Origin of the sequence: Kangiella sediminilitoris (assembly GCF_001708405.1) — a bacterium.
In the GTDB taxonomy this organism is placed as follows: Bacteria; Pseudomonadota; Gammaproteobacteria; order Enterobacterales; family Kangiellaceae; genus Kangiella; species Kangiella sediminilitoris.
Genome location: NZ_CP012418.1, coordinates 1,734,088 through 1,760,204 on the forward strand (window position 1 = coordinate 1,734,088; position 26,117 = coordinate 1,760,204).

At 45.0% G+C, this 26,117-nt stretch carries 24 protein-coding genes; 1 reads left to right on the forward strand and 23 read right to left on the reverse strand.

Annotated elements, in window-relative coordinates; all coding sequences use genetic code 11:
- Positions 1–60: 60 nt before the first annotated feature.
- On the reverse strand, positions 61–1,638 hold the full coding sequence (guaA, locus tag KS2013_RS07980) for a glutamine-hydrolyzing GMP synthase (protein WP_068992224.1): 1,578 nt from the start codon (positions 1,636–1,638) through the stop codon (positions 61–63).
- A gap of 142 nt (positions 1,639–1,780) precedes the next feature.
- The gene (guaB, locus tag KS2013_RS07985; protein ID WP_068992227.1) at positions 1,781–3,241 is read right to left on the reverse strand and encodes an IMP dehydrogenase; all 1,461 of its coding nucleotides are present in this window, start codon (positions 3,239–3,241) and stop codon (positions 1,781–1,783) included.
- Between the two features lie 114 nt (positions 3,242–3,355).
- On the opposite strand from guaB, the gene xseA reads away from it, so the two are divergent.
- Positions 3,356–4,711 carry an exodeoxyribonuclease VII large subunit gene (gene xseA / locus KS2013_RS07990; RefSeq protein WP_083217820.1) on the forward strand — a complete coding sequence of 452 codons (1,356 nt, stop codon included), beginning with the start codon at positions 3,356–3,358 and terminating at the stop codon, positions 4,709–4,711.
- 4 nt (positions 4,712–4,715) lie between these two features.
- On the opposite strand, the gene der is transcribed toward xseA, so the two are convergent.
- The 21 genes from der to KS2013_RS08095 all read right to left on the reverse strand — a co-directional run bounded on the left by der (position 4,716) and on the right by KS2013_RS08095 (position 26,011).
- Positions 4,716–6,131 (reverse strand): ribosome biogenesis GTPase Der, encoded by a 1,416-nt coding sequence (gene der / locus KS2013_RS07995; protein ID WP_068992230.1) that lies wholly within the window; start codon positions 6,129–6,131, stop codon positions 4,716–4,718.
- 5 nt (positions 6,132–6,136) lie between these two features.
- Positions 6,137–7,300, reverse strand: coding sequence for an outer membrane protein assembly factor BamB (gene bamB, locus KS2013_RS08000; protein ID WP_068992232.1), 1,164 nt, complete (start codon positions 7,298–7,300; stop codon positions 6,137–6,139).
- A gap of 38 nt (positions 7,301–7,338) precedes the next feature.
- Positions 7,339–7,971, reverse strand: a complete 633-nt coding sequence (locus tag KS2013_RS08005; protein ID WP_068992235.1) for a YfgM family protein — start codon at positions 7,969–7,971, stop codon at positions 7,339–7,341.
- Between the two features lie 30 nt (positions 7,972–8,001).
- Complete coding sequence (gene hisS / locus KS2013_RS08010; RefSeq protein WP_071890208.1) at positions 8,002–9,270, reverse strand: histidine--tRNA ligase; 1,269 nt, start codon at positions 9,268–9,270, stop codon at positions 8,002–8,004.
- 108 nt (positions 9,271–9,378) lie between these two features.
- Positions 9,379–10,521, reverse strand: coding sequence for a flavodoxin-dependent (E)-4-hydroxy-3-methylbut-2-enyl-diphosphate synthase (ispG, locus tag KS2013_RS08015; protein WP_068992241.1), 1,143 nt, complete (start codon positions 10,519–10,521; stop codon positions 9,379–9,381).
- Between the two features lie 81 nt (positions 10,522–10,602).
- Entirely contained in the window at positions 10,603–11,565 is a 963-nt protein-coding gene (locus KS2013_RS08020; protein ID WP_068992244.1) for a RodZ domain-containing protein, read from the reverse strand.
- Positions 11,566–11,569: 4 nt separating this feature from the next.
- Positions 11,570–12,361 carry a type IV pilus biogenesis/stability protein PilW gene (gene pilW, locus KS2013_RS08025; RefSeq protein WP_068992248.1) on the reverse strand — a complete coding sequence of 264 codons (792 nt, stop codon included), beginning with the start codon at positions 12,359–12,361 and terminating at the stop codon, positions 11,570–11,572.
- 44 nt (positions 12,362–12,405) lie between these two features.
- A complete protein-coding gene (gene rlmN, locus KS2013_RS08030; RefSeq protein WP_068992251.1) occupies positions 12,406–13,530 on the reverse strand; it encodes a 23S rRNA (adenine(2503)-C(2))-methyltransferase RlmN in 1,125 nt (374 codons plus the stop codon).
- A gap of 353 nt (positions 13,531–13,883) precedes the next feature.
- A complete protein-coding gene (ndk, locus tag KS2013_RS08035) occupies positions 13,884–14,315 on the reverse strand; it encodes a nucleoside-diphosphate kinase (RefSeq protein WP_068992254.1) in 432 nt (143 codons plus the stop codon).
- Between the two features lie 247 nt (positions 14,316–14,562).
- On the reverse strand, positions 14,563–15,543 hold the full coding sequence (locus KS2013_RS08040; protein ID WP_068992258.1) for a BsuPI-related putative proteinase inhibitor: 981 nt from the start codon (positions 15,541–15,543) through the stop codon (positions 14,563–14,565).
- A gap of 197 nt (positions 15,544–15,740) precedes the next feature.
- Positions 15,741–16,424 (reverse strand): 7-cyano-7-deazaguanine synthase QueC, encoded by a 684-nt coding sequence (queC, locus tag KS2013_RS08045; RefSeq protein WP_068992261.1) that lies wholly within the window; start codon positions 16,422–16,424, stop codon positions 15,741–15,743.
- 439 nt (positions 16,425–16,863) lie between these two features.
- Positions 16,864–17,505 (reverse strand): 7-carboxy-7-deazaguanine synthase QueE, encoded by a 642-nt coding sequence (gene queE / locus KS2013_RS08050; protein ID WP_068992264.1) that lies wholly within the window; start codon positions 17,503–17,505, stop codon positions 16,864–16,866.
- A gap of 100 nt (positions 17,506–17,605) precedes the next feature.
- A complete protein-coding gene (gene ybgF / locus KS2013_RS08055; RefSeq protein WP_068992266.1) occupies positions 17,606–18,358 on the reverse strand; it encodes a tol-pal system protein YbgF in 753 nt (250 codons plus the stop codon).
- Positions 18,359–18,372: 14 nt separating this feature from the next.
- Complete coding sequence (gene pal / locus KS2013_RS08060; protein ID WP_068992269.1) at positions 18,373–18,897, reverse strand: peptidoglycan-associated lipoprotein Pal; 525 nt, start codon at positions 18,895–18,897, stop codon at positions 18,373–18,375.
- 38 nt (positions 18,898–18,935) lie between these two features.
- Entirely contained in the window at positions 18,936–20,300 is a 1,365-nt protein-coding gene (gene tolB / locus KS2013_RS08065) for a Tol-Pal system beta propeller repeat protein TolB (RefSeq protein ID WP_068992272.1), read from the reverse strand.
- Between the two features lie 22 nt (positions 20,301–20,322).
- Complete coding sequence (gene tolA, locus KS2013_RS08070; protein ID WP_068992275.1) at positions 20,323–21,243, reverse strand: cell envelope integrity protein TolA; 921 nt, start codon at positions 21,241–21,243, stop codon at positions 20,323–20,325.
- A gap of 39 nt (positions 21,244–21,282) precedes the next feature.
- On the reverse strand, positions 21,283–21,723 hold the full coding sequence (tolR, locus tag KS2013_RS08075) for a protein TolR (protein ID WP_068992278.1): 441 nt from the start codon (positions 21,721–21,723) through the stop codon (positions 21,283–21,285).
- A gap of 14 nt (positions 21,724–21,737) precedes the next feature.
- Positions 21,738–22,400, reverse strand: coding sequence for a protein TolQ (gene tolQ / locus KS2013_RS08080; RefSeq protein ID WP_068992281.1), 663 nt, complete (start codon positions 22,398–22,400; stop codon positions 21,738–21,740).
- Position 22,401: 1 nt separating this feature from the next.
- The gene (gene ybgC, locus KS2013_RS08085; RefSeq protein ID WP_068992283.1) at positions 22,402–22,839 is read right to left on the reverse strand and encodes a tol-pal system-associated acyl-CoA thioesterase; all 438 of its coding nucleotides are present in this window, start codon (positions 22,837–22,839) and stop codon (positions 22,402–22,404) included.
- A gap of 80 nt (positions 22,840–22,919) precedes the next feature.
- Positions 22,920–23,942 carry a Holliday junction branch migration DNA helicase RuvB gene (ruvB, locus tag KS2013_RS08090; RefSeq protein ID WP_068992284.1) on the reverse strand — a complete coding sequence of 341 codons (1,023 nt, stop codon included), beginning with the start codon at positions 23,940–23,942 and terminating at the stop codon, positions 22,920–22,922.
- A gap of 146 nt (positions 23,943–24,088) precedes the next feature.
- Entirely contained in the window at positions 24,089–26,011 is a 1,923-nt protein-coding gene (locus KS2013_RS08095; protein WP_068992286.1) for an ATP-binding cassette domain-containing protein, read from the reverse strand.
- Between the last annotated feature and the right edge of the window lie 106 nt (positions 26,012–26,117).

A 26,117-nucleotide genomic window follows, 5' to 3' on the forward strand; every position in this document is an offset into this window, starting at 1 on the left:
GCTTTTAGCTAACCCATCCTGTTGATCACGGATATAAATTTAAACCACAATAAGACAAGTCTATTCCCACTCGATAGTTGCCGGTGGTTTACTAGAGATGTCATAAGTTACTCTTGATATACCATCGACCTCGTTAATAATACGGCCCGACACATGTTCCAGGAACTCATATGGTAAGTGGGCCCAGCGTGCCGTCATAAAGTCGATCGTTTCAACCGCACGTAACGCAACGACATAGTCATATTTACGGCCATCACCCATGACACCAACTGATCGAACCGGCAAGAACACCGTAAAGGCCTGGCTTGTTTTATGATAAAGATCGTTTTTATATAACTCTTCGATAAAAATAGCATCTGCTTTACGCAATAGATCTGCGTATTCTTTTTTCACTTCACCCAAGATACGAACGCCCAGCCCAGGTCCTGGGAATGGATGGCGGTATAGCATGTCATACGGCAGACCAAGCTCCAGACCAATCTTACGCACTTCGTCTTTAAAAAGTTCGCGTAGCGGTTCAACAAGCTTTAAATTCATCTTTTCTGGTAAGCCACCAACGTTGTGGTGCGACTTAATAACATGTGCCTTACCAGTCTTTGCGCCCGCAGACTCAATAACGTCTGGGTAGATAGTGCCTTGGGCCAACCACTTTGCATTTGTTAGCTTGTGCGACTCTTCATCGAAAATATCAATAAACACTTTGCCGATAATTTTTCGCTTCGCTTCAGGTTCGTCAACACCTTTTAGCTTGTTTAAAAAACGGTCTTCGGCGTCAACACGGATAATGTTCAGTCCGAAGTTATCGCCAAACATTGCCATCACCTGATCAGCCTCATTCAGTCGCAATAAGCCATTATCGACGAAGACACAGGTGAGTTGTTTACCAATGGCTCGGTGTAGCAACATGGCAGTCACCGAAGAATCTACACCGCCAGACAAACCAAGAACAACCTCGTCATCACCAACCTGCTCTTTGATCTGCTCAACAGCGTCTTCAATAATATTCTCTGCGGTCCATAAACGCTCACAACCACAAATCTCAGTTACAAAACGCTCTAGAATACGACCACCCTGCTTGGTGTGCGTGACCTCTGCATGGAACTGGATACCATAGAATGGCTTTTCTTTATGAGCCATAGCCGCAATAGGAGCATTATCACTGGATGCAATCACCTCAAAAGTTTCTGGTACTTCCAGAACTTTATCACCGTGGCTCATCCAGACATCCAGTAAAGCTTTACCTGAGGCATTAAAACGGTCTTCAATACCGTCTAGCAAAGCATTATGCGTATTGATATAAACTTCTGCATAACCGAATTCACGCTTCTCAGAGCCGCCAACTTTGCCACCGAACTGATAAGCCATCGTTTGCATACCGTAGCAGATACCCAGAACCGGAATACCAAGCTCAAATACTAGTTCAGGCGCACGCGGCGTGCCTTCACCGGATACCGACTCAGGACCACCCGAAAGGATAATTCCTTTTGGGTTAAACTCACGAATAAATTCGTCGCTTACGTCAAATGGTACTAACTCACAGTAAACCCCAATTTCACGTACACGACGTGCAATAAGCTGTGTGTACTGAGAGCCAAAGTCCAAAATCAATATACGATGATCATGAATATCTGTTTGCATATTCTTACCTTTTTCGTTTAGGTATCCAATCGACGTTCAGCATCCTAAACGCCTTGTAAAAAATCAAAAAGCCGCAGTCTTATATCTGCGGCTTAACATATCCGTCTTGTAACTACCAAACTCACTTAAGCTATTAACTGAGTTAAACGCGATAGTTCGGTGCCTCTTTCGTGATCGACACATCATGCACGTGACTCTCGCTCATGCCAGCGTTAGTAACACGGACGAATTGAGCTTTGGTGCGCATTTCTTCAATGTTCTTACAACCAGTAAGACCCATACTTGAACGCAAACCACCCATCATCTGGTGCACAATATTCATCATGTAACCTTTGTAAGGGACACGGCCTTCAATACCTTCCGGTACCAGTTTATCTGCTGCGTTTGAACTCTGGAAATAGCGATCAGCGGAGCTGTTCTTCTGAGACATAGCACCAAGAGAACCCATCCCACGGTACGACTTATAAGAACGCCCCTGGTACAACTCAACTTCACCAGGAGCTTCTTCAGTACCCGCTAACATTGAGCCTACCATCACGCTGTATGCGCCAGCAGCTAATGCTTTACACATGTCACCTGAGAAACGAATACCACCATCAGCGATGAATGGGATTCCAGTTCCTTCCAACTCTTTAGCAACACTTGAAATTGCAGAAATCTGAGGGACTCCAACACCGGTTACGATACGTGTGGTACAGATTGAACCTGGACCAATACCTACCTTAACGCCATCAGCTCCAGCATCAACTAAAGCTCTTGCACCAGCACCAGTGGCAACGTTACCGCCAATGACCTGTTTCTCTGGATAGTTATCTTTGACCCACTTTACGCGGTCTAGAACGCCCTGAGAGTGACCATGAGAAGTATCTACTAGAATAATATCAACACCAGCTTCAACAATAGCTGATACACGGTCCGGAGTTTCCGCACCTGTTCCAACAGCAGCACCAACACGCAGGTGACCGTAACGGTCTTTGCAGGCGTTAGGCTTAGTTTCTGCATTATTAATATCTTTAACCGTGATCAGACCTTTTAATTCAAAGTTGTCATTAACTACTAAAAGTTTCTCAATACGGTTAGTATGCAACTTATCCAGGATTTCTTCCTGACTTGCACCCTCTTCAACCGTCACTAAACGTTCTTTTGGTGTCATCACACTTGATACTGGCTGACCGTCGCGTGTTTCAAAGCGAATATCACGGTTAGTGACAATACCAACCAGGTGATCACCTTCAACCACTGGCATTCCAGAAATGCCATGTTGCTGAGTCATCTGTTTTAACTGACCTACGGTAGTATCAGGAGTCACCGTAATCGGATCGCTAACAATACCGCTTTCGAATTTCTTCACGCGGCGAACATGGTTAGCTTGTTGCTCTATCGACATGTTTTTATGGATAAAGCCCATTCCACCTTCTTGCGCCAACGCAATAGCAAGACTGGATTCAGTCACAGTATCCATTGCAGCGGAAACTAGTGGAATATTTAGAGCGAAATCTCGGGTAATTTTAGTACGCAGGTCTGCATCGGCAGGAAGGACAGTAGAATGTCCCGGTACTAATAAAACATCGTCAAAGGTTAGAGCTTCCTCTATAATGCGCATATGGTGTACCACGTATTATTTAGCGTCAGCACGACAGGCGCTGACTAGATGAAGCGCGTTATTATAACGTGCCTACACCGCCAAGGTAAATAACTAATTTCACGTGAATTAAAGATGATACAACCAATTTTACAGCCGCAAGAGCCAACCGAACAACGAAAAGTCTATTCAGTCGCCGAAATTGCCCTAAGAGTCCGCCGACAGCTCGAGCAGGAAATTGGTCAGATATGGATCACAGGTGAGATTTCTAACTTGGCCACTCCGCGATCAGGGCACTGGTACTTTACCCTAAAAGACTCCGACGCCCAGTTGCGTTGCGCCATGTTTAAAAACAGAAACCGCAGCGTGCGCTTTAACCCCGAAGACGGGCAGCAAGTGTTACTCAGAGCAAAGCTGAGCCTTTATGAGCCACGAGGCGATCTACAGTTAATTGCCGAATATATGGAGCCGGCAGGTGAAGGTGCGCTACAAATAGCCTTTAACCGTCTTAAAGAAAAACTTAATAATGAAGGGCTGTTTGATCCGGAACTGAAACGCCCTATCCCGGCTTATCCAAATAAAATCGGTATTATTACTTCTGCTACAGGTGCTGCCATTCGAGATGTCCTTACCGTCCTCAAGCGCCGTATGCCACAGGTACCCATAATTATCTACCCTACGCAGGTGCAAGGTGAGAAGGCAGCAAAAACCATCATTCAACAATTGAAAGTTGCGAATGAACGGCAGGAGTGCGATGTTTTACTGGTAACAAGAGGCGGTGGCTCGCTGGAAGATATGTGGTGTTTCAACGATGAACAGCTTGCTCGTGAAATACGTAATAGTCGTATTCCGGTAGTATCTGCGGTTGGTCACGAGGTTGACACCTCGATCAGCGATCTGGTTGCTGACCTGAGGGCTCCTACACCTTCTGCCGCAGCTGAAATGATGGTACCTAACCGCATAGACATCCTGCACAAGTTCCAGACATTGGAGCGGCGCCTTATAAATGAATTTCAGCATAGACTTGAAGTTACCCATGCCAGACTGGACAAGCTAACGACTCGAATTGTCCATCCAAAGCAAAGGTTGGCACAAAGCCAGATAGACCTGCAAAGGCTTATCAAGCAGCTAAATACCTCTCAGGAACGCCTTTTAGAACAGAAAGCTTCTTCTCTGAGTACGCTCTCAGCTCGGCTAAAGAGTTACAACCCTCATAAACATCTGGAGCAGTCCACGGAACGTTTAGTTATAAAAGAGAAACAGCTACGTCAGGCAATAAAACATCAGCTGAAATATTCCCAGCAAACATTCGCACTGGCAGCACAGAAACTTAACGATATTAGCCCGCTAGCGACTTTAAAAAGAGGCTATAGCATTACTCAAGATGAAGCCGGAAAACCTTTAAAGTCTGCTACAGAAGCGAAAAAGGCAAAGATATTAGTTACGAGATTAAATGAAGGGGAAGTAAGAAGCAAAGTGATCGATAGCTAGCCGATCACTTCTTACCAAACTTCTTAATAGCACGTTTTTTCTTTAATCGCTGACGGCGTGTTAGTTCACGACTTTTGTTAGTCTTATCCGCAAAAGGGTTATCCCCTTCTTTTGTTTCGAGTCGGATAGGCGTTCCAATTAAGTTTAATTTCTTTCTGAAAAAATTAATCAGATAACGCTTATAGCTTTCCTGTAGTTTACTGACCTGTTTGCCATGGATAACGATAATCGGGGGGTTGTGACCACCCGGATGCGCGTAACGAAGTTTGATACGACGCCCTTTAACCGCGTGCGGCTGGTGACGATCGTAGGCCTGCTCTAATAGACGGGTGAGTTTGGATGAGGTCATTTCGACTAAAGCACTTTTCCACGCTTCATCGACTGAATCCCAAAGATGTCCAACATTAGAGCCATGCAGAGCTGAAATAAAGTGGACTCGAGCAAAATCCACAAAACCGAGACGGCGATCTATTTCCATCTTCACGTCATCACGATCTTCCTCGGTCATACCATCCCATTTATTGATCGCAATAACCATCGAGCGTCCCGCTTCAATGATATGACTAATCAGGCTTAAGTCCTGATCGGTAATTGGTTCACGGGCATCCATCACCATGATAACCACATTGGCGTCGCTGATTGCCTGCAAGGTTTTTAAAACCGAGAACTTCTCGACAGCCTCTTTGACTTTTCCTCGGCGTCGGACACCCGCCGTATCAATCAACGTGTAGGGCTTTCCACGACGCTCCATTTCAATGTAAATGCTGTCACGCGTGGTTCCCGGCATATCAAACACAACAACCCTCTCCTCACCAAGGAAACGATTTATTAGTGTTGACTTGCCCACATTAGGACGCCCAACAACAGCTAGCTTTAGGCCTTGCGCCTGTAATTCCTCAATCGTTTGCTCGTCCTGCTCAACCTGTTCTAAATCGAGGCTTTCCAAAACTGTATCAACCAGAGTCGAGACACCACGACCGTGCTCAGCGGCAAGGGGCAAAATCGTCTGATAACCAAAGCTGTAATATTCTGCCAATGCGGCATCGGCGTGAACACCATCAACTTTGTTGACTACCAATATAACTGGTTTCTGCTGACGTCTTAATTGCTCTGCCACATATTCATCAGCCGCGGTCATACCGCTCCGAGCATCAACCAGGAATAAAACTATGTCAGCTTCTTCCACAGCCTGTAAAGACTGCTTGGCCATCAAGTCGTCGATACCTTCTTCATCACCCGCAATACCGCCGGTATCAATAATGATAAATGGCTGACCCTTCAATTTGGCCTGACCATACTGTCTATCCCGAGTCAGACCTGGCAGATTAGCTACAAGGGCATCGCGCGACTTTGTCAGCCGATTAAACAGGGTAGATTTACCGACGTTGGGTCGACCAACGAGCGCAATGACAGGAAGCATATAACTTACTCTTTTGAATCTTCTTCAAGTTGGTTAATGACATACATAAAACCAAAACGACTGACCATAATTAGTTCATCATCAGTCACTACAGGTTGATGTGCAAAACCGTAGTCGTCAAGGTGATCACGTGCAACAAATTGACCAGTAGACTTATCCAGGAAATGGACATAGCCTTCAAAATCGCCAACAACGATATAGTCACCAAAGTCTGCCGCTGCCGTAGGACTACGGTATTTCAAACCTTCCTGTTTCCAGGAAACTTCACCGGTTAAACGGTTTAGAGCGACTACGGTACCATCGTTAGTCACGGAGTACATACGCAACGAATCTACTAGCAGATCCTTAACAGTAGACAGCTCTTCGCGCCATAAGAAACGACCATTGCTTAAATCCATCGCAATGGCATAACCATTATATCCTGCAGCGTATAAAGTTGTGCCAAAGACTACTGGAGTTGTATCTACGTCAACAATACGAGAGATTTCTGAACTGCCGCGCGGAGAGGATATGCGCTGCTCCCACAACATATCTCCGGATTCCTGATTGAATGCAACCATTTTGCCGTTGGCAAAACCAGTCAGAACGTATCCATTTGTCGCCAACGGTGCTGCCGTACCTCTAATCGTCAAATTGGGAATCACACGGTCATAAAACCACTCTTGTTCGCCATCAGTAATGTCTAAAGCAAAAATTCTGCCATCGGCAGTTCGTACTATAACCTTGGTACTTTCAATAGCTGGTTTTGCAAGTACTTCACTAGACACATCTGTACGCCAAAGCTCACTGCCATCATCTACATTGAGCGCAATGACCTGAGCCTTTTTTGTACCAATGACTATAATTCCGGCATTAGCTGTAACACCACCGGACAGAGGTAATTTCAGATCAACTTCCCATTCGATGTCTCCAGATTCACGATCGAATGCTGTCACTAAACCTGCGACATCTGCTGTGATGATCATTTCGTTCCAAACAGCAGGCATCAAGTCACTATACTTCTCTCCGGCACCGTCACCAACAGACTCAGTCCAACGAACGTCAAGTTCAAACTGAGAGTCGACATCCTGAAGTTCAGATGGCTCGTTGAGCACTTCATCCGAGCAGGCAATTAAAAGTGTGCAAGCGGCAAGTGAAGTTAAAAGTTTTGACTTTAGGTTCAATCTCATACTGTTATCCTATATTTAGAACGATTTCTAATTGTTGTTTATTCTTCGATCCCAAACTCAGACAAACGCAGTTGTAGCAATGGGTTAGTTGCTGACTCTGAAGCTGCTCTAGCTGCAATATACGCAGTTTTAGCCGCTTCACGATCATCTTTTGCTAACAGGGCTTCACCCTTAATAAATAGAGCACTTGATTTGTATGCTTCATTTGAAACTGAATCAGCCAGCTTAATTGCTTCATCATATTTCTGTTGCGCTAACAATACGCGACCTAGACGAATCTGAGCAAGAGGAGCGAAGGTCTTGTTACCTTGGTCAACAACCCAACGTAATTGTTCCGCTGCAGCGTCTAAATTATCTTCCGAAACTTTAATTTCAGCTAGCTTTAGAGCAGCCAATGAGGCATAACTTGTAGCGCTATGCTCAGTTTTTAATACCTCAGCTTTTTCAATAAACTGGCTCTGGTTATCGCTACCAGCTTCAATGGTTTGCATAGCTTCAGCATACTGCTGTGAAGCCTGCTCCGCTTTTTCTTGCTTGTACTCTTTAAACTGGTCCCAGCCGAAAATACCACCAAAACCAATAACAGCGCCTAGAATGATTGCAGCTCGGTTCTCTTTCCAAAACTGCTTAATAGCCTCGACCTGTTGTTCTTCTGTTTCATATTGAGCCATTGCTGGCCTCCCGACATCTTACGTTTACTGTTAAATTAATGATTTTAAAGTCTCAACCAGTTCTGATTGAGGAATCTGTAATTGCTCTTTTTGTTCGCGCAGAAATTTAATACCAATCGTAGCCTCTTGGACTTCCTGTTCCCCAAGTACTAAAGCAATGGTTGCACCGCTCTTGTCAGCACGCTTAAATTGCTTTTTAAAATTGCCGCCACCAAAATTATTTCGGACACGTAGCTGAGGTATTTTATCCCGTAATGTTTCCGCTATCTGTATGGCATTGACTTCTGCACTATCGCCCAACGCTACTAAATATAAGTCAGCAACGCTAGGGGTTATTGGCTCGATATCTTCAATTAAAGCCACAATTCGCTCAATTCCCATAGCGAAACCACTGGCCGTGGTAGCGTGCCCACCAAGCTGTTCGGTTAGGCCATCATAGCGGCCACCGGCACAAATAGTTCCCTGGGCTCCAAGCTTATCGGTAATCCACTCGAAAACGGTGCGATTATAATAATCCAGCCCACGGACCAAATTAGTGTTAACAACATACTCTATGCCATTAGCATCAAGGATTTGGCGCAATCTTTCGAAATGTTCTTTCGATTCTTCGTCAAGATGGTCTGATAGTTTTGGAGCATCTTGAACTAAAGCTTGGACTTCAGGATTTTTGCTATCCAAAATCCTTAAAGGATTCGTCATCAAGCGTCTCTGGCTGTCCTCGTCAAGCTTATCTTTAATCGGCTCGAGAAACTCAATCAGCCTATCACGATAGGCTGCACGGGCCTCATTTGAACCCAATGAATTAATTTCAAGCTGTACCGAGTCATGCAAGCCCAGCTCTTTCCATAAGCGAGCTGTCATTAAAATCAATTCAGCATCAACATCCGCTGTGGCTATACCAAACGTCTCAACACCCAACTGATGGAATTGACGGTAGCGGCCCTTCTGTGGGCGCTCATGTCGAAACATCGGCCCCATATACCATAAACGCTGCTCTTGGTTATACAGTAAGCCGTGCTCAATGCCAGCACGAACACAACTGGCAGTCCCTTCTGGACGCAAACTCAGACTGTCGCCATTACGGTCTTCAAAAGTATACATTTCCTTTTCAACGATATCGGTCACTTCACCGACAGCGCGCTTAAAAAGGTTTGTTTTCTCAACAATTGGCATTCTTATTTCTGAATAGCCATAACTGTCCATCAGTCGACGCAAAGTCGACTCCAATTTTTGCCAATATGGAGTTTGCTCCGGCAAAATGTCATTCATGCCGCGAATTGCTTGAATTTTTTGCGCCAAAATCAATCCCGATTCATTGTTAGTGAATGTTTTAGATAAGTGCGGAATTATAGCGAATTTGGCGAAAAACAGTAGTTATTTCGCCTGAAATTCGGTAATTACTGGATTTTAAGATTTAATCTCTTCGATTGGAAGCTGCTCAGCTCCCTTAGCCTTCTCTTCCTTCTGGGCCAGCTTTTCTGCGATTTTCTGTCGAATCTGCAACTCAAGCTCATCCACAAGATCTTCATTAGCAACTTTGTGGCTCTTTTCGCCATTCTGGTAGAGCATGCTTTTTTTGAAGCCACCGGTTAGACCAACAGATACTTCCTTAGCCTCCCCGGGACCATTCACCACGCAGCCTATAACGGCTACATCCAGATGTTCGTTAACATCTTCCAGCCGCTCTTCAAGAGCGTTGACCGTTTTAATTACATCAAACTGCTGGCGGGAGCATGAGGGGCAGGCGATCAGGTTAATACCACGCTGGCGCAGGCCTAAGCTTTTAAGGATATCGTAACCAACTTTAACCTCTTCTACTGGATCAGCTGCCAACGAAATTCGAATCGTATCACCAATACCTTCGGCCAGAAGCATGCCAAGGCCTACAGAAGATTTCACAGTACCCGAGCGGAAGCTTCCTGCCTCAGTAATACCAAGGTGAAGTGGATTATCAATTTCTTTAGCCAGGATACGGTAAGCAGCTACCGTCATGAACACATCCGAAGCCTTTAGGCTAATCTTATAGTCCTTGAAGTTATGACGTTCCAGAATTTCGATATGCCGATAAGCCGACTCTACCAAAGCCTCAGGTGTAGGCTCACCGTACTTTTCCTGAAGATCTTTCTCTAGAGAACCAGCGTTAACACCGATTCGAATAGGGATATTTCGTGCTTTAGCAGCGTCAACCACAGCTTTAACGCGTTCCTCAGCACCGATATTACCTGGGTTAATTCTTAAACAGTCAGCACCATACTCAGCTACTTTCAAAGCAATTCTGTAATCAAAGTGAATATCGGTGACAAGAGGTACTGGTGACTGCTTTTTTATTTCCTTAAAGGCTTCGGCAGCCTTCATGGTTGGTACAGACACCCGCACAATATCGGCTCCGGTCGCAGCCAAGGCTTCAATCTGCTTAACTGTGGCTTCAACATCACAGGTATCGGTGTTTGTCATGCTTTGCACACTTATTGGGGCATCACCACCCACAGGAACGTTACCGACCATGATTTGACGCGACTTGCGACGTTGGATCCAGGAATGACCTTTCATACTCTTTCTCACCTGTTGCTAATTATGAGCAACACTTTCAATAGGTTGTTTAATCAGATGCGACTAAAATCGTTACGCTTACTACTCATCACCCAAGGTTAACTTGGCTGCTCTAGTGTCAGGGTAAGCAGATAAATCAACAGCCTCACCGTCAAAGGTTAATTGTACCGCTGAAGGCTTACCCAACGTCAAGCTATATGGAGTTTCCCCAGATAATTGCAAGTCTGAACCTGCTTGCTTGATTCCTAAAGCAAGCACTTTGCCAGTTGCATCTTCAATACGGACCCAGCAGTCGCTGGTAAAATTCAAAACCAGGCTTTTACCCAAAACAGACTGACTTGTTGTTGATGCAGCTGCTGTCTGGGTCTGCGAAGAGTCAACATCCTCCGCTTGTTCCTGGGTAAGGTTTATTTCGCCGGATTGAGAAGAGTCAGCACTAGCCTCCTGGTTACTAGAAGTACTAAGGGGCTCCTGCTCAACTGCTAGTTCATCTTCCTGAATCGATTCGCTATCCTGTACTAGAGCCTCACTCCCTTCTGTTGATTCCTCTGAACTTTCTAGTAACAGGGCAGAAGAAGTTGCCTGCTCAGCTTCACTATCTTGCGGAACGACCTTCTTCCACAATTCTTTTTCTACCACTACGTAATATATGGCAGCCACTAAAATGAGAATAATAATGCCGGTTATAACTTTAAACAGCCAATTACTTGATGTCATTGGCTGCTCCATTTCTACACCTCGTAGTTTTGGAGGTGGTTGTGAAAATAACTTATGTTTCTCACAGTAATGCTGGAAGTTAGCAACAATATCAACTTCTTCAAGCTTTAGTAGCTCGGCATAATTTTTTAAATAACCACGAAAGAAGGTTATCGGAAGCTCACTCTTATAGTCATCCGCTTCGATTTGCTCTAACACGGGCATCGTCAGCTTCAAACTGGTGGAAACTTCTTTTAAAGATAACCCCTGCTCTTCGCGGGCTTGTTTTAATAATGCTCCAGGACCAAACTCATGCTCCTTGGAGCTTTGCTCGTAATTATCAGTCATGGGATTATCGAATGGTTAGGTATTCATTGGCTTGCTGCGAGTTCGGATAAAGCTGCATTAGTTTCTCACCGTAACTCCGCATATTAGATCGGTGATTTAATACCTTAGCCACTTTATAACCCAGCAACAACGAATTCGGCGTCGGACGGCTTTTGCCCTCGAAACGATACAGATAATCAGATGCACGACGAGCATTGCCTCTTTCATAGTGAGTCATTGCCAAACCATACAGAGTCTTAGACAAATTAGGATTTATGGTTAAAGCCTTCTCGAAGTATTCTGAAGCTTGCTCATATTGTTTTGCGCTAATACTACAGAACCCAGCATTCTCATATGCTTCGCCGACCGAGGTATACTCAGGCTGATCAATGGCTTCTAAAAAGTACTCAATACCCTTGGCATACTCTTTTTTAGACTCACACAGGAAAGCTCCGTAGCCGTTTAAATAATCAGGGTTATCGGGAGTTTCATCTAGAGCTCGCAAGTAAAACCTGTCAGCTTTATCGTACTCATAAACGGACTGATAGTAGTAGCCAAGCCCGTATAAAACATCGGGCATATCCGGGCGATGCTCGTAAGCTTTAATCAGATTTTGTTTAGCACGCTCCATGTAACCACTTTCAATATACTTCAAACCCAACGCCAACCTGATTTCAGCGGCCTTGGTTTTATCTGCTTCTCCCTTTGGTACTTCAATACCATCATTAGTTGCAGCAGAAACGGTTGTCTTACTCGTTGTTTGACAGCCAGTCAAAAATATAAATGCGGCTAAAAAAATCCAATTTATTCGATTCATGCATACCTACCCGGTCAATGTAATCAAACCCTGAACAATATGATTTACACTAAAGCCCTAACATCAATATCATTCGAGAACTGTGTGCGCCTTTGTTGACGCTTCGTTTTATCATTAATTTTACCCGCCAATTGCCCACAAGCTGCATCAATGTCATCACCACGTGTTCTACGAACCACAACAACAAAGCCATTCTTATGCAAATAATTACTAAATGCATCGATAGCCTCAGGCGTTGACGTTTCGTAATGCGACTGCGGAAACGGGTTGAATGGAATAAGATTAATCTTACAGGGTGTGTTTTTCAACACCTTAGCCAGTTCTTTTGCGTGTTCTATGGTGTCGTTAACATCTTTTAACATTACATACTCAACCGTTACCTTTCTCGCAGCGTTGGATTTCTCCATATAACGGTGAACACTGGCCATAAATTCTTTGATTGGATATTTTTTATTTATCGGTACTAACACATCACGCAACTCATCATTAGGAGCATGAAGCGATATTGCCAAGGCGACATCAATATCATCACCCATACGATCAAGTTGCGGAACCATACCTGAAGTACTGAGTGTGACTCGGCGTTTTGACAAACCATACGCAAAATCATCAAGCATTAGTCCCATGGCGTTAATGACAGGCTGATAGTTAGCCAAAGGCTCGCCCATTCCCATCATAACAACGTTAGTTACTGCTCGATCATCACTCTTATGCTTACCATTCAAATAGCGCGCTGCATGCCAGACCTGACCAATAATTTCCGCAGTACTTAAATTACGATTGAAGCCCTGATAACCGGTAGAACAGAAGCTGCACTCAAGCGCACAACCCACTTGCGATGATACACACAAAGTGCCGCGGTGACGTTCTGGTATAAACACGGTTTCAATGGCCTGCCCACCAGGAATTTTCAACGCCCACTTAATAGTGCCATCACTCGACTCCTGAACACTCAAAACTTCAGGGCCTTTGATTTCAGCGACTTCGGATAGTTTTTGGCGGCAAGCTTTACTGATGTTGGTCATTTCGTCGAAAGTCTCGACACCAAACTGATGAATCCACTTCATGACCTGTTGAGCACGAAATGGCTTTTCACCAAGCTCTACAAAGAACTCGACCATTTCGTCGCGCGTCAGGTTGAGTAGGTTCGTTTTCTCTGGATTACTCATTATGACTACCTTTTTGCGACTACAAGCTGGCAAATGCTCCAACCTGTATAAATTTTACGCTATTTTAGGCGTTTAGGACCGTAATAGCAAAGTTACTTATGGCATCAACTCTGGTTCAATGCCTTTTTTCATTTTGACTGACTATTGAGTCTCAAAACAATGAAAGTAAAAAGACAAAAAATGCAGGCTCAGCCTGCATTTTTAATAACTTACAGCAAAAGCTGTAGAGTTATAAAACTAAGGGATTTTTCTTTAATTCGAGGCAAAGCCTTTTGTGAGACTTGGAGTTAACAAGTCGTTAATGGAACTCGAGCAAAAGGCTTTAACAAAGAAATTAAGAAAAATAACCAGTTTTATCGGGTGCGAGGACAAATTTCGTCAGCACTAAAGAAATAATTGATTTCGCGCTCTGCAGATTCTGGGCTATCAGAACCATGAGCAGCGTTTTCATCAACAGAAACCGCGTAGTCAGCACGGATTGTACCGCGAAGCGCTTCCTGTGGGTTTGTTGCGCCCATGATTTCACGGTTAGCTTTGATTGCGTTTTCGCCTTCAAGAACTTGAACCATTACAGGACCAGACGTCATGAAATCTACCAATGCACCAAAGAAAGGACGCTCTTTGTGCTCAGCGTAGAAGCCTTCGGCTTTTTCACGAGAAAGGTGAATCATTTTTGAAGCAACGATACGAAGACCGGCACGCTCGAAACGTGTATAGATTTCGCCGATTACGTTTTTCGCTACAGCGTCTGGTTTTACAATTGAAAAAGTACGTTCAACAGCCATTTTAGACTCCCGTCAATAAGTTTAATATCATCAAATTCAGTCGTTCGCTAAACCAACGTTTAGCATGGGCCTGTATTCCGCCAAACCCATAAAATTCTAACCATGCGACTATTTGGCCTTAAAATCAGCCTTCACATGGTACAAAAAGGGGGATAGCGTGAGCTAACCCCCTCTAAAAACGCGCGTATTATACTGAATGTGTATAATTTGGGCAATGACCCCAAGACTAATAAATATCAGAGTGTCACTAGTCCAGTGTCATCATTTTATCGATATTCAGTGGTGCCTCAGCACTCAGGCTTTCCTGACTGAAAGCACTGCCCTCAGGTCCATAGTGACCGACGATCTCTATTTTGAGTCGATAGGTACCTACATCTAAGGGGTTTCCCTTGAAGTCAGTTAACTTGATCTCACCGCCAAACCGATGAACATCGCCAGGTCTTAAGTGTATGTCCTGCAAGGCCTGCGTGAACATCATGCCATGCGACCACTGCTGAACCAGCTCCCCCTGTTCATCATACAAAAAAATGTCGTAAGTTTGCCCAGAGTTGAAATGTAAGGTTATGAGTTTATCCGAGTGATTACGAAGTGTTAAATAAGCCTCAGCCGTGCTTTGATTGTTGATTATTACTGGCTCTGAAGGAAACTGTGCGGTCATTTCCAGGCCATCATGTGTTGGTATAGTCATACCACCAACCTTAGCATGCTGTAACTCAAATGTAACGGGCCCCAGCAATGAGTCCTGTGTCCACTCGACCAAACCAACATTTGGTACGAACCATGCAGAATCTAAGCCCTCATCAAAACAGTAACCTGAAAACTTTAACTCTACAGCATTTTTAAATTCACCAGCTGAAGTCACAAGAGACTGCTGTTTTTGTACGATCGTTGCGGTATCGTTGCATCCATCCAGCTGGACATTGTATTGCGTTCCTGCTGGGTCATTAAAATCAACCAGGAGCTTTTTATTATTAGACTCGGTTTCCCAGTACAAGACATCACCTTCATTCGAAACCCATAGCCATACGTTGTCTTTGCCCAGGAAGCTCGAATACTTTTTCCAGTGAGCCCCTTTGCTATCGATGACTGAGCTGGTAATGGATTGATTACGATTATTTTTGAAAGTCTGGTAATCTTCTGGCGAAACCATCGTGTAAGAAGCAGATAGTGCCAGTTGGGATGTAAAAACCAAAGCAGATAAAGCTACTATTTCAACTGATTTTTTCATTGCTATTCTCCTTGATAAATATGGTGGTTGGCTAATTGCCAAGTCCATTATTTCCAAGAAGACTATAAATACTAATGAAGATATTTTGTCATTTATGACAGCAATATTTCAGGTAAATTTTTGTTTTTATTTTCAATAAGTTAAAAGCAGCCTGCCATTCTGTCGCATTATGACATTTTTAAAACATCACGCGCTCATTATTGGTATGGGGTTGGGTCATTAAACCCCTGCTCCTCGAAGCCCTGTTTGCGCAATATACAAGAGTCACATTGGCCACAGGCCCTACCGTCCGCTGTGGCGTTATAGCAGGATACTGTGAGTCCGTAATCCACGCCAAGCTCAATTCCCTTTTTTATAATTTGTGCTTTGGTCATATCGATAAGTGGCGCCTCAATATGCATCTTGTGGCCGTTTACGCCAGCTTTAGTTGCCAGATTAGCCATCTGCTCAAAGGCTTCAACAAATTCAGGGCGGCAGTCAGGGTAGCCAGAATAGTCCACTGCATTGACACCGACAAAGATGTGGTTAGCCTGTAAAACCTCAGCCCAACCCAGCGCAATCGATAAAAACACGGTATTTCGTGCAGGTACGTAAGTAACTGGGATATCCTCTTCCTGCTCAAGTGCCTCGCCTACTGGAACATCAATAGAGTGATCGGTCAGCGCAGAGCCACCAATCTCAGTCATATCTAAGTTTACTTCAATGTGCTTTTTGGCACCGTGCTGTGCAGAAACTTTCTTCGCGGCTTCGAGTTCCGCCACCGTACGCTGACCATAATTAAAGCTCATCGTGTAACACTCAAAGCCCTTTTCTTTGGCAATTGCCAAAGCTGTGGTCGAGTCTAAACCGCCAGAAAGTAATATTACTGCTCGTTTATTCATGTTTTTCACTATCGAATTTCAAATAATAAAATGATACTTCATTGCTTGGTATTTATGATCATGTATATGTATTTAATGTTCATTTCCCCAAAGGGGCTCCTTATGGTCGTTTATACGTGCAAAAAACGAACCAAAAAAGCTCGCCCAGAAAGTTAGGCGCTTCGCGCTTCCCTCATAATCAAAATTATATAGGGAAATTTGATACCAACCTCAGACTTATGACACCACAGCTACTTACCACATCAATTTAAAGTAGAATGTATTGTTGCCAGGGATTGGAAGCAGGAAAACAAACCCACTTCTCCTTTAAATAACACAGTTTGAGGGAGGAAAAATTCTTTTAGGCAAGGCTTTCGGCTCAAATAGAACCACAGTTTACTATAAGTAAATGAGGACGCTATTTGAGCCGTATAACGCAGCATAAAAGAATTTTAACCCCTCAAACCCCTGTGCGCTCTCCCCAGATGATTTTATGCAACTGAACCTGCATACGAACCCTCAACCTATCCTTTAGAATCCATTCTGCTAAATCGGCATATTCTACCTGGCCGTAACTTGGAGAAAATAAAACTTCGCACTTATTGGTAAGGTCGTATTTATCCAAAGTCATCTTGCACCAGTCGTAATCTTTACGGCTGCAAATAACAAACTTAACCTGATCCGTTGGCTTCAGGTGATCAATATTCTCATAAAGATTTCGGGACATTTCGCCGGAGTCAGGTGTTTTCAAATCCATTACAACCATAACCCGTTTATCCAAAACAGAAATATCATGTGCTCCACCCGTTTCTGTCGAAACCTGGTATCCCTTGTCACATAGTAGTTTATAAAAGTCATAAGCACGCTTTTGAGCAAGCGGCTCGCCACCGGTCATACAGATATTCGGGCAGTTGTAGGACTCGATTTGAGCCAGAATTTCTTCAAAACTCATCCATTCGCCACCACCGAAAGCATAGTCGGTATCACAATAGGTGCAACGTAATGGACAACCAGTCAGGCGTACAAACACCGTCGGCAAACCAACCGTTAGGCTTTCACCCTGCAAAGAGTGGAAAATCTCTGTTATGCGTAATTTACTCAAAATGGGCCTGAAACAATAAGGAATGTCTAAAAATTGTGCGGATTGTAACAAAAAAGCTGTCTAAAGAGACAGCTTTTGTTCACTTTTAGCAGGTTTGCTTTTACAGAGAGCTAAGTTTAACTTTAGCCAGTTTTCCTGCTGTTGTATTGGGGAAAGCCTCAGCTAACGCTTGATAAGCCTTTTTAGCAGCGGCTTTATCACCACGAATTTCGTGAGTTTGAGCTAACTTTAGCATCGCCTTATCTTTTACCGAGGTATCTGGGAATTGAGCGTAAACCGCCTCAAACTCGGATGCTGCCTTATCATATTCCTTATCGTTAAAGTGTAATTGTCCAAGGATATAATGAGCATTAGATGATAAAGGGTGTTCTGGATAATCTTTCACAAAAGATTTGAACGAGCTCTTGGCGAAAGCATACTTCTTTTCACTGAACTGCGAGAAGGCTTTATTGTAGGCTTTCTGAGCATCACTTAAGTTGCTATCGGAAGTAGAGTCTGTTGAGTCACCCTGAACTACACCAGCGGCACCCACCTCTTCTCCACTTACCGACATACCCCCTTGAGTCGCTTCAGTTAGTCTGCGATCAAGATCGGTATATAATTCTTTTTGCTGACGTTGCAGCTTCTTGATTTGATAGCCCTGCTCTTCGCTTTTGCCACGAAGATAGCTAACTTCTTTCTGCAGCTGCATTACCTGGCGCATTAATTCGCCGATCAGCTGGTTTTGTTGACTAGTCTCTTGTTGTCTCACCGCATCCACTGCTTTGCCATCGACTACTGGCGCCGCAGCATTACTCACAGCAGGTGCTGTGAGTAATGTAAACGCGATTGTTGTAAATAATCGATAATTCATTCTTTCGAATTCAATTATTGATATTTAATTACTACGCGACGATTTTCCTGCCAAGCTTCTTCGTTGTGAGCAGGGTTAGCTGGCGACTCTTCACCGAAGCTGATTACTTCGATTTGGCTGTCAGCAACACCGTAAGTTCTCATCATTTGAGCTACTGATTTTGCACGACGCTCACCTAGAGCCAAGTTGTACTCAGGAGTACCACGCTCGTCCGCATGACCTTCTAGAACAACGTTTTTGCCAGTTGATTGAATGTGCTTAGCGTGAACTTCGATCAATTCCATATCACCGCTACGGATAGCATCACTATCGAAATCGAAGTAAATAACGTTATTTTCTAGTAAAGCTGCGATACGCTGTCTTTCAGCTTCTTCAGCAGCACGTTGACGCGCAAGCGCTTCAGCTTCTGCAGCTGCTGCTGCGTCTGCTTCTTGTTGAGCTGTTGTATCAGTAGTGTCTTCTGCTGGCTCAGTAGTTGTACAAGCAGCTAGAGTAGCAGCCGCGAACAAAGCCAATAGTAATTGTACCGAACGTTTCATTGTCATCCTCCAGGATTGTTTTTACTGTTTTTTCAAATTTACAAAATAAATGGCGACCAAGCCGGTGCTTTAACCTCACCAACGTTTGCTGGCAGTCTTGCTTTAAATCTTCCATCCATTGATACCGCGCTTAACACTTTTTGTCGCCCGTCCACAGTAGAGAAAATAATCATACTACTATTTGGAGCAACAGACAGCGACTCATCTAAACTGGTCTTGGTCAAGACAGTTAGGTTCCCCGAATCGATGTCCTGTGCGGCTACATGGAAACTACCATTGCTTTGATGAACCATAACAATAGTCTTTCCGTCCGGTGCAAATTCAGCTCCGGCGTTATACCGTCCTTCGAAGGTTACCCTTTCTGCCTCACCTCCTGCAAGTGAAACACGATAAATTTGTGGTTTTCCTCCTCGATCTGAGGTGAATATCAAACTTTTACCATCTGGATGCCACGAAGGTTCGGTATCAATAGCGTAATGTCGGGTTAATCTCTGTAACCTTTTAGACGCCAAATCCATCACATAAAGCTCTGGATTTCCATCTTTAGATAATACCATAGCCATTTTAGTGCCGTCTGGCGACCAGGCTGGTGCGCTATTAAACCCTTTATAACTCGCTACGAGCTCACGCTCGCCGGTGCTGATAGTTTGAATATATATTTCAGACTTACCATTTTCAAAACTCACATACGCCAATTGATTGGCATCTGGCGACCAGGTTGGCGACATTATCGGTTTTGGTGACGAGAAAACCAATGTTTGATTAAAACCATCGCTGTCAGAAATATTTAACTGATAAGGTTTTGCTGCTAGTCGATCCACCTGAACATAAGCTACCTGAGTAGCAAAAGCACCTCTATCACCAGTCAATGCTTCGTATATTTCATCAGCTGCAATATGTGCCGCCCAACGGAAGTTATCATTGTTAACGAGCTTGGTTTTTAAAACCATCAGGTGAAACGCCTGATCAACCAAAGGGTAGCTGCCTGATGGGATATCCGAATCAATTACAGCTTTGTCATTGTAGGGATCAATCAAATCATATGACACCATATACTTGCCAGGTGCAGTTTCTTCAACTTTGCCATAAACCACGCCATCAACACCCAGCTCTTTCCAAGCATCAATATCGATTTCACTTATGGTCGTTGGTGACTGAGGCAAATCGGCCAAGTCAGTAACTTTGAACTTGCCGCTTCGCTCAAGGTCATTGGCAATAATTTGTGCAAAGTCATGAGGCGGCTTTACCTGAACCTCAGAGGAGCTCTCAAATTGAAATGGCACTACAGCGACAGGACGCGCATCATCGCGGCCTTCGGTAATATAAATTTGGATGTCAGCTTGTGCTGAAGCAGCAACTAAGCCTAACCACAATACCATCAATGTCTTACAAATGTGCTTCATAGAGTTTTTACTCACAGTTATTTTAATCTTTCAAAGTTGGATCAAACGTGAATTCAATACTACGTAATTCTTTTATCACTTCTGGATTTTCCGAATACGGCAATGGCGCAGCACGATTAATCGCAGAAATACCGGTCTGACAGTATTCCTCATCGCCGCCTACAATAATCGTATCCAGAACAATACCACCGGGTGCGGTTTTAATCGTAATGGTACAGCGGCCTGGATTCGATGGCATATTCCACAAACGTGCCAACTTATCGCGAATTCTTACCTTAAGTTCCTCAAGCTCTGTCAAAGCCTGTGCTTTCTTAACATCACCTTCCATTGCATCAAAGAACTCAGACTCCTGCGCTTCAAGTTCTTTCTGTAAACGCTCGAGTTCTTCCTGACGTTTACGCTCTTCTTCCTCTTTGCGCTTTCTCTCAGCTTCTTCTTTCTTGCGTTTTTCTTCGGCTAACTTTTTCTTACGAGCCTCTTCTTCCTTACGTTTACGCTCAGCTTCTGCCTTCTTGCGCTTCTCTTCTTCGATGCGTTTTCTTTCAGCTTCTTCTTCTTTCTTTTTCTGTTCTTCTTTTTTCTTCTCTAAAGCTAACTTCTTTTTACGCTCGATTTCTGCCTGTTCTTTCGCCTTACGCTCAGCTTCAGCCTGTTCTTTCGCTCGCTGTTCAGCCAGCTCTTTTTCGCGTTGAATCTTTTTAAGACGCTCTTGTTCCTGACGCTGTTTCTCCAGACGCTCCTGCTCAAGCTTTTTCTGATCAACCTTTGGTTGAGGCGGATTACTCTTTGGAGCCTGGGCAATTCGAGCCTGAATTGGCGCATCCACATATTTATGCTCCGGGATATTAGGCTCCCAGATAAACTTCCAAACCAGTACTACGATTAGCGCCAAATGCAGCACAATCGAAACAACCAAAGGAAGAATATTCTTTTTATTCGACAAAACCGTTACCTAATAAAAGTTCGCTTAGCAAAATAGTACCTAATTGGGTTGCTGCGTCATCAAACCAACATTTTCTATCCCTGCTACCTGCCTCAACTGATCCATCAACTCTACGACATCACCATAAGGTACCGTTTTATCACCATTAATCAAAATCGGTGCATTCGGTGTTTTATCCAGCTCAAATACAACCCTATCCAATAACTCTTCGCGGCTCAGTGCTTCCGGTCGTCCTTCTGCCGAGCTACCAATTTCCAGATAATGCTGGCCATGCGAGTCAATTGTCACGATAAAGGGTGTTGTCTCATCGGGTGACATCGGCTCTGCAGCAGCTGTAGGCAGATCTACCTGAATACCCGCTGTAATTAACGGTGCGGTAATCATAAAGATCACCAGCAACACCAGCATGACATCAATATAGGGAACTACATTAATCTCAGCGTTTAGGCGGCGTCTCTCTCTACGTACAAGATGTGGCATAACAATACCCGACCTTAACTGTGCGCTTTGCGATGTAAAATTCCTGAAAATTCTTCGAGGAAGTTTTCATACTGTGTTTCGATACGCTGTAGACGATTGGTAAAACGGTTGTAGGCTATTACCGCAGGAATTGCCGCAAATAGACCCATTGCCGTCGCAATCAGGGCCTCAGCAATACCCGGCGCAACCATTGCCAGCGTCGCCTGTTTAACACTACCTAGCGCGATGAATGAGTTCATAATCCCCCACACAGTACCAAATAGACCAATGTAAGGTGTTACCGAACCCACAGTCGCCAGAAACGATAGATTCTGCTCTAGCTTTTCCACTTCTCGGCTGTGAGCTACACGCATCGCTCGGTGCGTGCCATCCATCACAGCTTCCGGGCTGACGCCTTTTTGCTGACGCAAACGCATAAACTCGCGATAACCCGCAATAAATAGCGATTCCAGACCACGTGCAGTCTTATTACCAGCCGTCAACTCAGACGAAAGCTGGCTCAGATCAACACCCGACCAAAAGCGATCCTCAAACTGCTTACTTTTACGTGCCGCAGTGTTCAAAACTCCTGAACGCTGGAAAATCAAAGCCCAGGACACTACAGAAATTAACAGCAATAACACCATGATTGCTTGAACTAAAAAGCTGGCATCTAAAAATAGACCAGCGATGGTCATGTCATTCGCACCATTCACGTGCAATCTCCTCTTGTAAATACTTCGGCATAGGCGACGGCATCATGGTATTCATATCCACGCAAGCCACTCTGATTGTTGCCTTATTCACTAATTCTTCAGTCTCAGCTGATGACTCATCATCAACCACCTTGACGACTTCCTGTTCAAAAATAACGCTCGCCTTTCTTGCTGAGGCGATACGAGTTTTTACCAGGAGTCTATCGTTAAACCGAGCCGGTTTCAGGTATTTTGCATCGACATGGGCCACAGCGAACGCCAAACCTTTATCGATCAAAACGTCCTGTTCCCAACCTAGGGAGCGTAACCATTCGGTGCGCCCTCGTTCGTAATATTTTAAGTAGTTCGCGTAAAAAACTACGCCAGCCACATCAGTATCTTCATAGTAGACCCTAACTGGCCAAATAAATTCACGCTGCATTTTATAAACCTAAGTATTATAACGATTCACTTTACAAATAGTGTTAAAGCGATCTCGAAAAAATTAATCTTTTCTCATTTTTATTCGCTGAACAAGTCGCCTGAGGAAGGAATGATCCCGAAATGTTCATACGCAAGCTTCGTCGCTATACGCCCACGAGGCGTACGCTGAATAAACCCCTGCTGGATTAAAAAAGGTTCCAGCACATCATCAATGGTATCTCTTTCTTCACCAATCGCCGCCGCCAGTGTATCAAGCCCGACCGGACCGCCACCGAACTTCTCGATGATAGTCAGTAACAACTTACGGTCCATGGTATCGAAACCCTTGGCATCGACGTCCAGCATATCCAGGGCTCGATCCGCCACCTTATCCGTAATCAAACCATCCGACTTGATCTCCGCATAGTCTCGCACTCGGCGTAATAAACGATTGGCGATACGAGGCGTTCCGCGAGAACGACGAGCGACTTCCACTGCGCCAGACTCTTCTAAGCGCAAGCCAAGGATTTTAGCCGAACGCATAACGATACCAGTTAAATCCTTCAGATCATAAAACTCAAGGCGCTGAACAATACCGAAACGATCTCGCAGCGGTGAGGTTAACAATCCGGCACGAGTCGTTGCACCAACCAGAGTAAACGGCGGTAGCTCGACCTTTATAGAACGCGCCGCTGGGCCTTCGCCGATCATGATATCCAGCTGATAGTCTTCCATCGCCGGATAGAGCACTTCTTCAACATGCGGGCTTAAGCGGTGGATTTCGTCAATAAACAAGACGTCATTGGCTTCGAGGTTAGTCAGCATAGCCGCCAGATCACCGGCTTTTTCCAGCACTGGGCCAGAGGTATGCTTTATACCAACGTTCATTTCATTGGCAATAATATTGGAGAGAGTGGTTTTACCCAGTCCCGGCGGGCCAAAAATCAAAACATGATCCAACGCTTCTTTACGCAGCTTAGCCGCCTGCAGGAAGATTTCCATCTGTTCGCGGACTTTCTCCTGCCCCACATAGTCATCTAGCGTAGTCGGGCGAATAGCGCGATCAAACTGATCTTCGTCAGTCGTTTCGGTTGGATTAATTAATCGGTCATGCTCAATCATGGGCTCGTTCGTGCCTATTAGCACTCAATCTTATAGTGCGGTTAAGTCTACCAAGGGTCGGCGTTAGATGGAACCACAACGAAGCGTTTTCCACATTTGGCCAGAATCCGCCTTTTTCCAGCCAATTTAAGGGGTTACATCACTGACTAGGCGCTTTCCAGCTCCTCGTGCAGCATCAACCAGTCTTCTTCCAGAGATTCCAGACGCTGATTAACCTCGCCATACTCGGCGCTCAGTTCCGCCAGCTTATCCTTGTTCGATTCTTCGTACAGACTCTGATCCGCCATCAGCTCGTCCAGTTCCGCCTTGCGCTTCTGCTGCTTATCCAGCTCCAGCTCGACCTTCTTTAACTTATTCTTCAGCGGCTGCAAAGCCTTACGCTTCTCGGCGTCGATTCGGCGCTGTTCCTTGCGCGAAACTTCTGGCTGCTCATCCGCAACATCAGAGCCGTTGGAAGTGCCACTGTTATTAGAGCGACGCTCCATGGTCGACTGCTCCAGCGCCCATTTTGCATAGTCGTCCAGATCACCATCAAACGGTTTGACCGAACCACCGGCAACCAGGATCAGATCGTCCGTTACCGTTCTCAGCATATGCTTATCGTGCGACACCAGTACTACCGCCCCTTCAAAACCTTGTAGAGCCACGGTCATGGCGTGACGCATTTCCAGATCCAGATGGTTGGTTGGCTCATCCAGTAAGAGTACATTTGGTTTGGAATAAACCAACAGCGCTAAAACCAGACGGGCTTTTTCGCCGCCGGAAAACGGAGCTACCGGTTCTAGAGCCTTGTCGCCATTAAAATCAAAGCCGCCTAAAAAGTTACGCAATTCCTGTTCGGTGGCGTCAGGGTATTCTCGCTGGAGGTGTTGAATTGGCGACATATCCGGATGCAGCTGCTCCAGCTGATGCTGTGCAAAATAACCAATATTCAGATGCTTTGATTCGACGCGCTCGCCGCCCTGCAAGCCAAGTTCGCCCGCGAGGACTTTAATTAAGGTCGATTTACCCGCGCCATTCTTACCCAGTAGACCAATCCGATCGCCTGGCAACAGCGTAAAGCCAACTTTCTTTAAAATCGTCACCGGACCATTCTCGGTTTCGTATCCGGCACTCACCTCTTTCAGCTGTAACAAAGGACTGGGCACGTGGCCAAGTTCTGGAAAGCTGAAATGAAACGGCGAATCGACGTGTGCCGGAGAAATCTTCTCCATCCGCTCCAACGCCTTAACCCGGCTTTGCGCCTGTTTGGCCTTGGTCGCCTTGGCTTTAAACCGATCGACAAACGACTGCATATGAGCAATCTCTTTCTGCTGTCGCTCAAAGTTCGCCTGCTGCTGCGCCAGTTGCTCTGCTCGTTGTAGCTCAAAATCGGAATAGTTACCGCTATAAAGCTTAATATGCTGTTGCTCGATATGCGCCACGCGATTAATCACGCGATCGAGAAAATCTCGGTCGTGAGAAATCAGTAAGACCGCGCCCTGATAGGACTCCAACCATTTCTCCAGCCACACCACCGCTTCAAAATCCAGGTGGTTAGTCGGCTCATCAAGTAATAACAGGTCGGAACGACACATCAGTGCCTGCGCCAGATTCAGGCGCATACGCCAGCCACCCGAGAAGCTGGAGACTGGTAGCTGCTCCTGATCCGCAGTAAAACCCAGACCATGCATCAAAGCGCCCGCTCGCGCTCGTGCCGCATAGCCCTGAATCGAATCCAGTTGCTGGTGCAGCTTACCGATGGCGTTACCGTCTTCCTCCGCCTCAGCCTTGGCCAAAGCCGCCTCAATCTCGCACAGCTCAACGTCGCCCTGAATCACATACTCCAACGCCGAGTCTTCAACCGCAGGCGTTTCCTGGCGCACGCTCGAAATCGTCACATTCCCCGCCATCGAGAAATTGCCCGAGTCCTCCTCAAGCTCCCCACGGATCAAAGCGAACAACGACGACTTTCCGGTACCATTAGCCCCGGTGACACCCACCTTATCTTTAGGGTTGATGATAAAACTCGCGTCTTCAAATAAAACTTTTTTACCACGGCGAAGCGCCATGTTCTCGAAAAACAGCATGGAATGTGTGATTAATAGAAGTTGCAGACATTATAAAGGTTAGTGATGGCAGTACAATCGGAATTCATCGAGATAGCACGATCCTTGGTATATCAGCGATATTTCC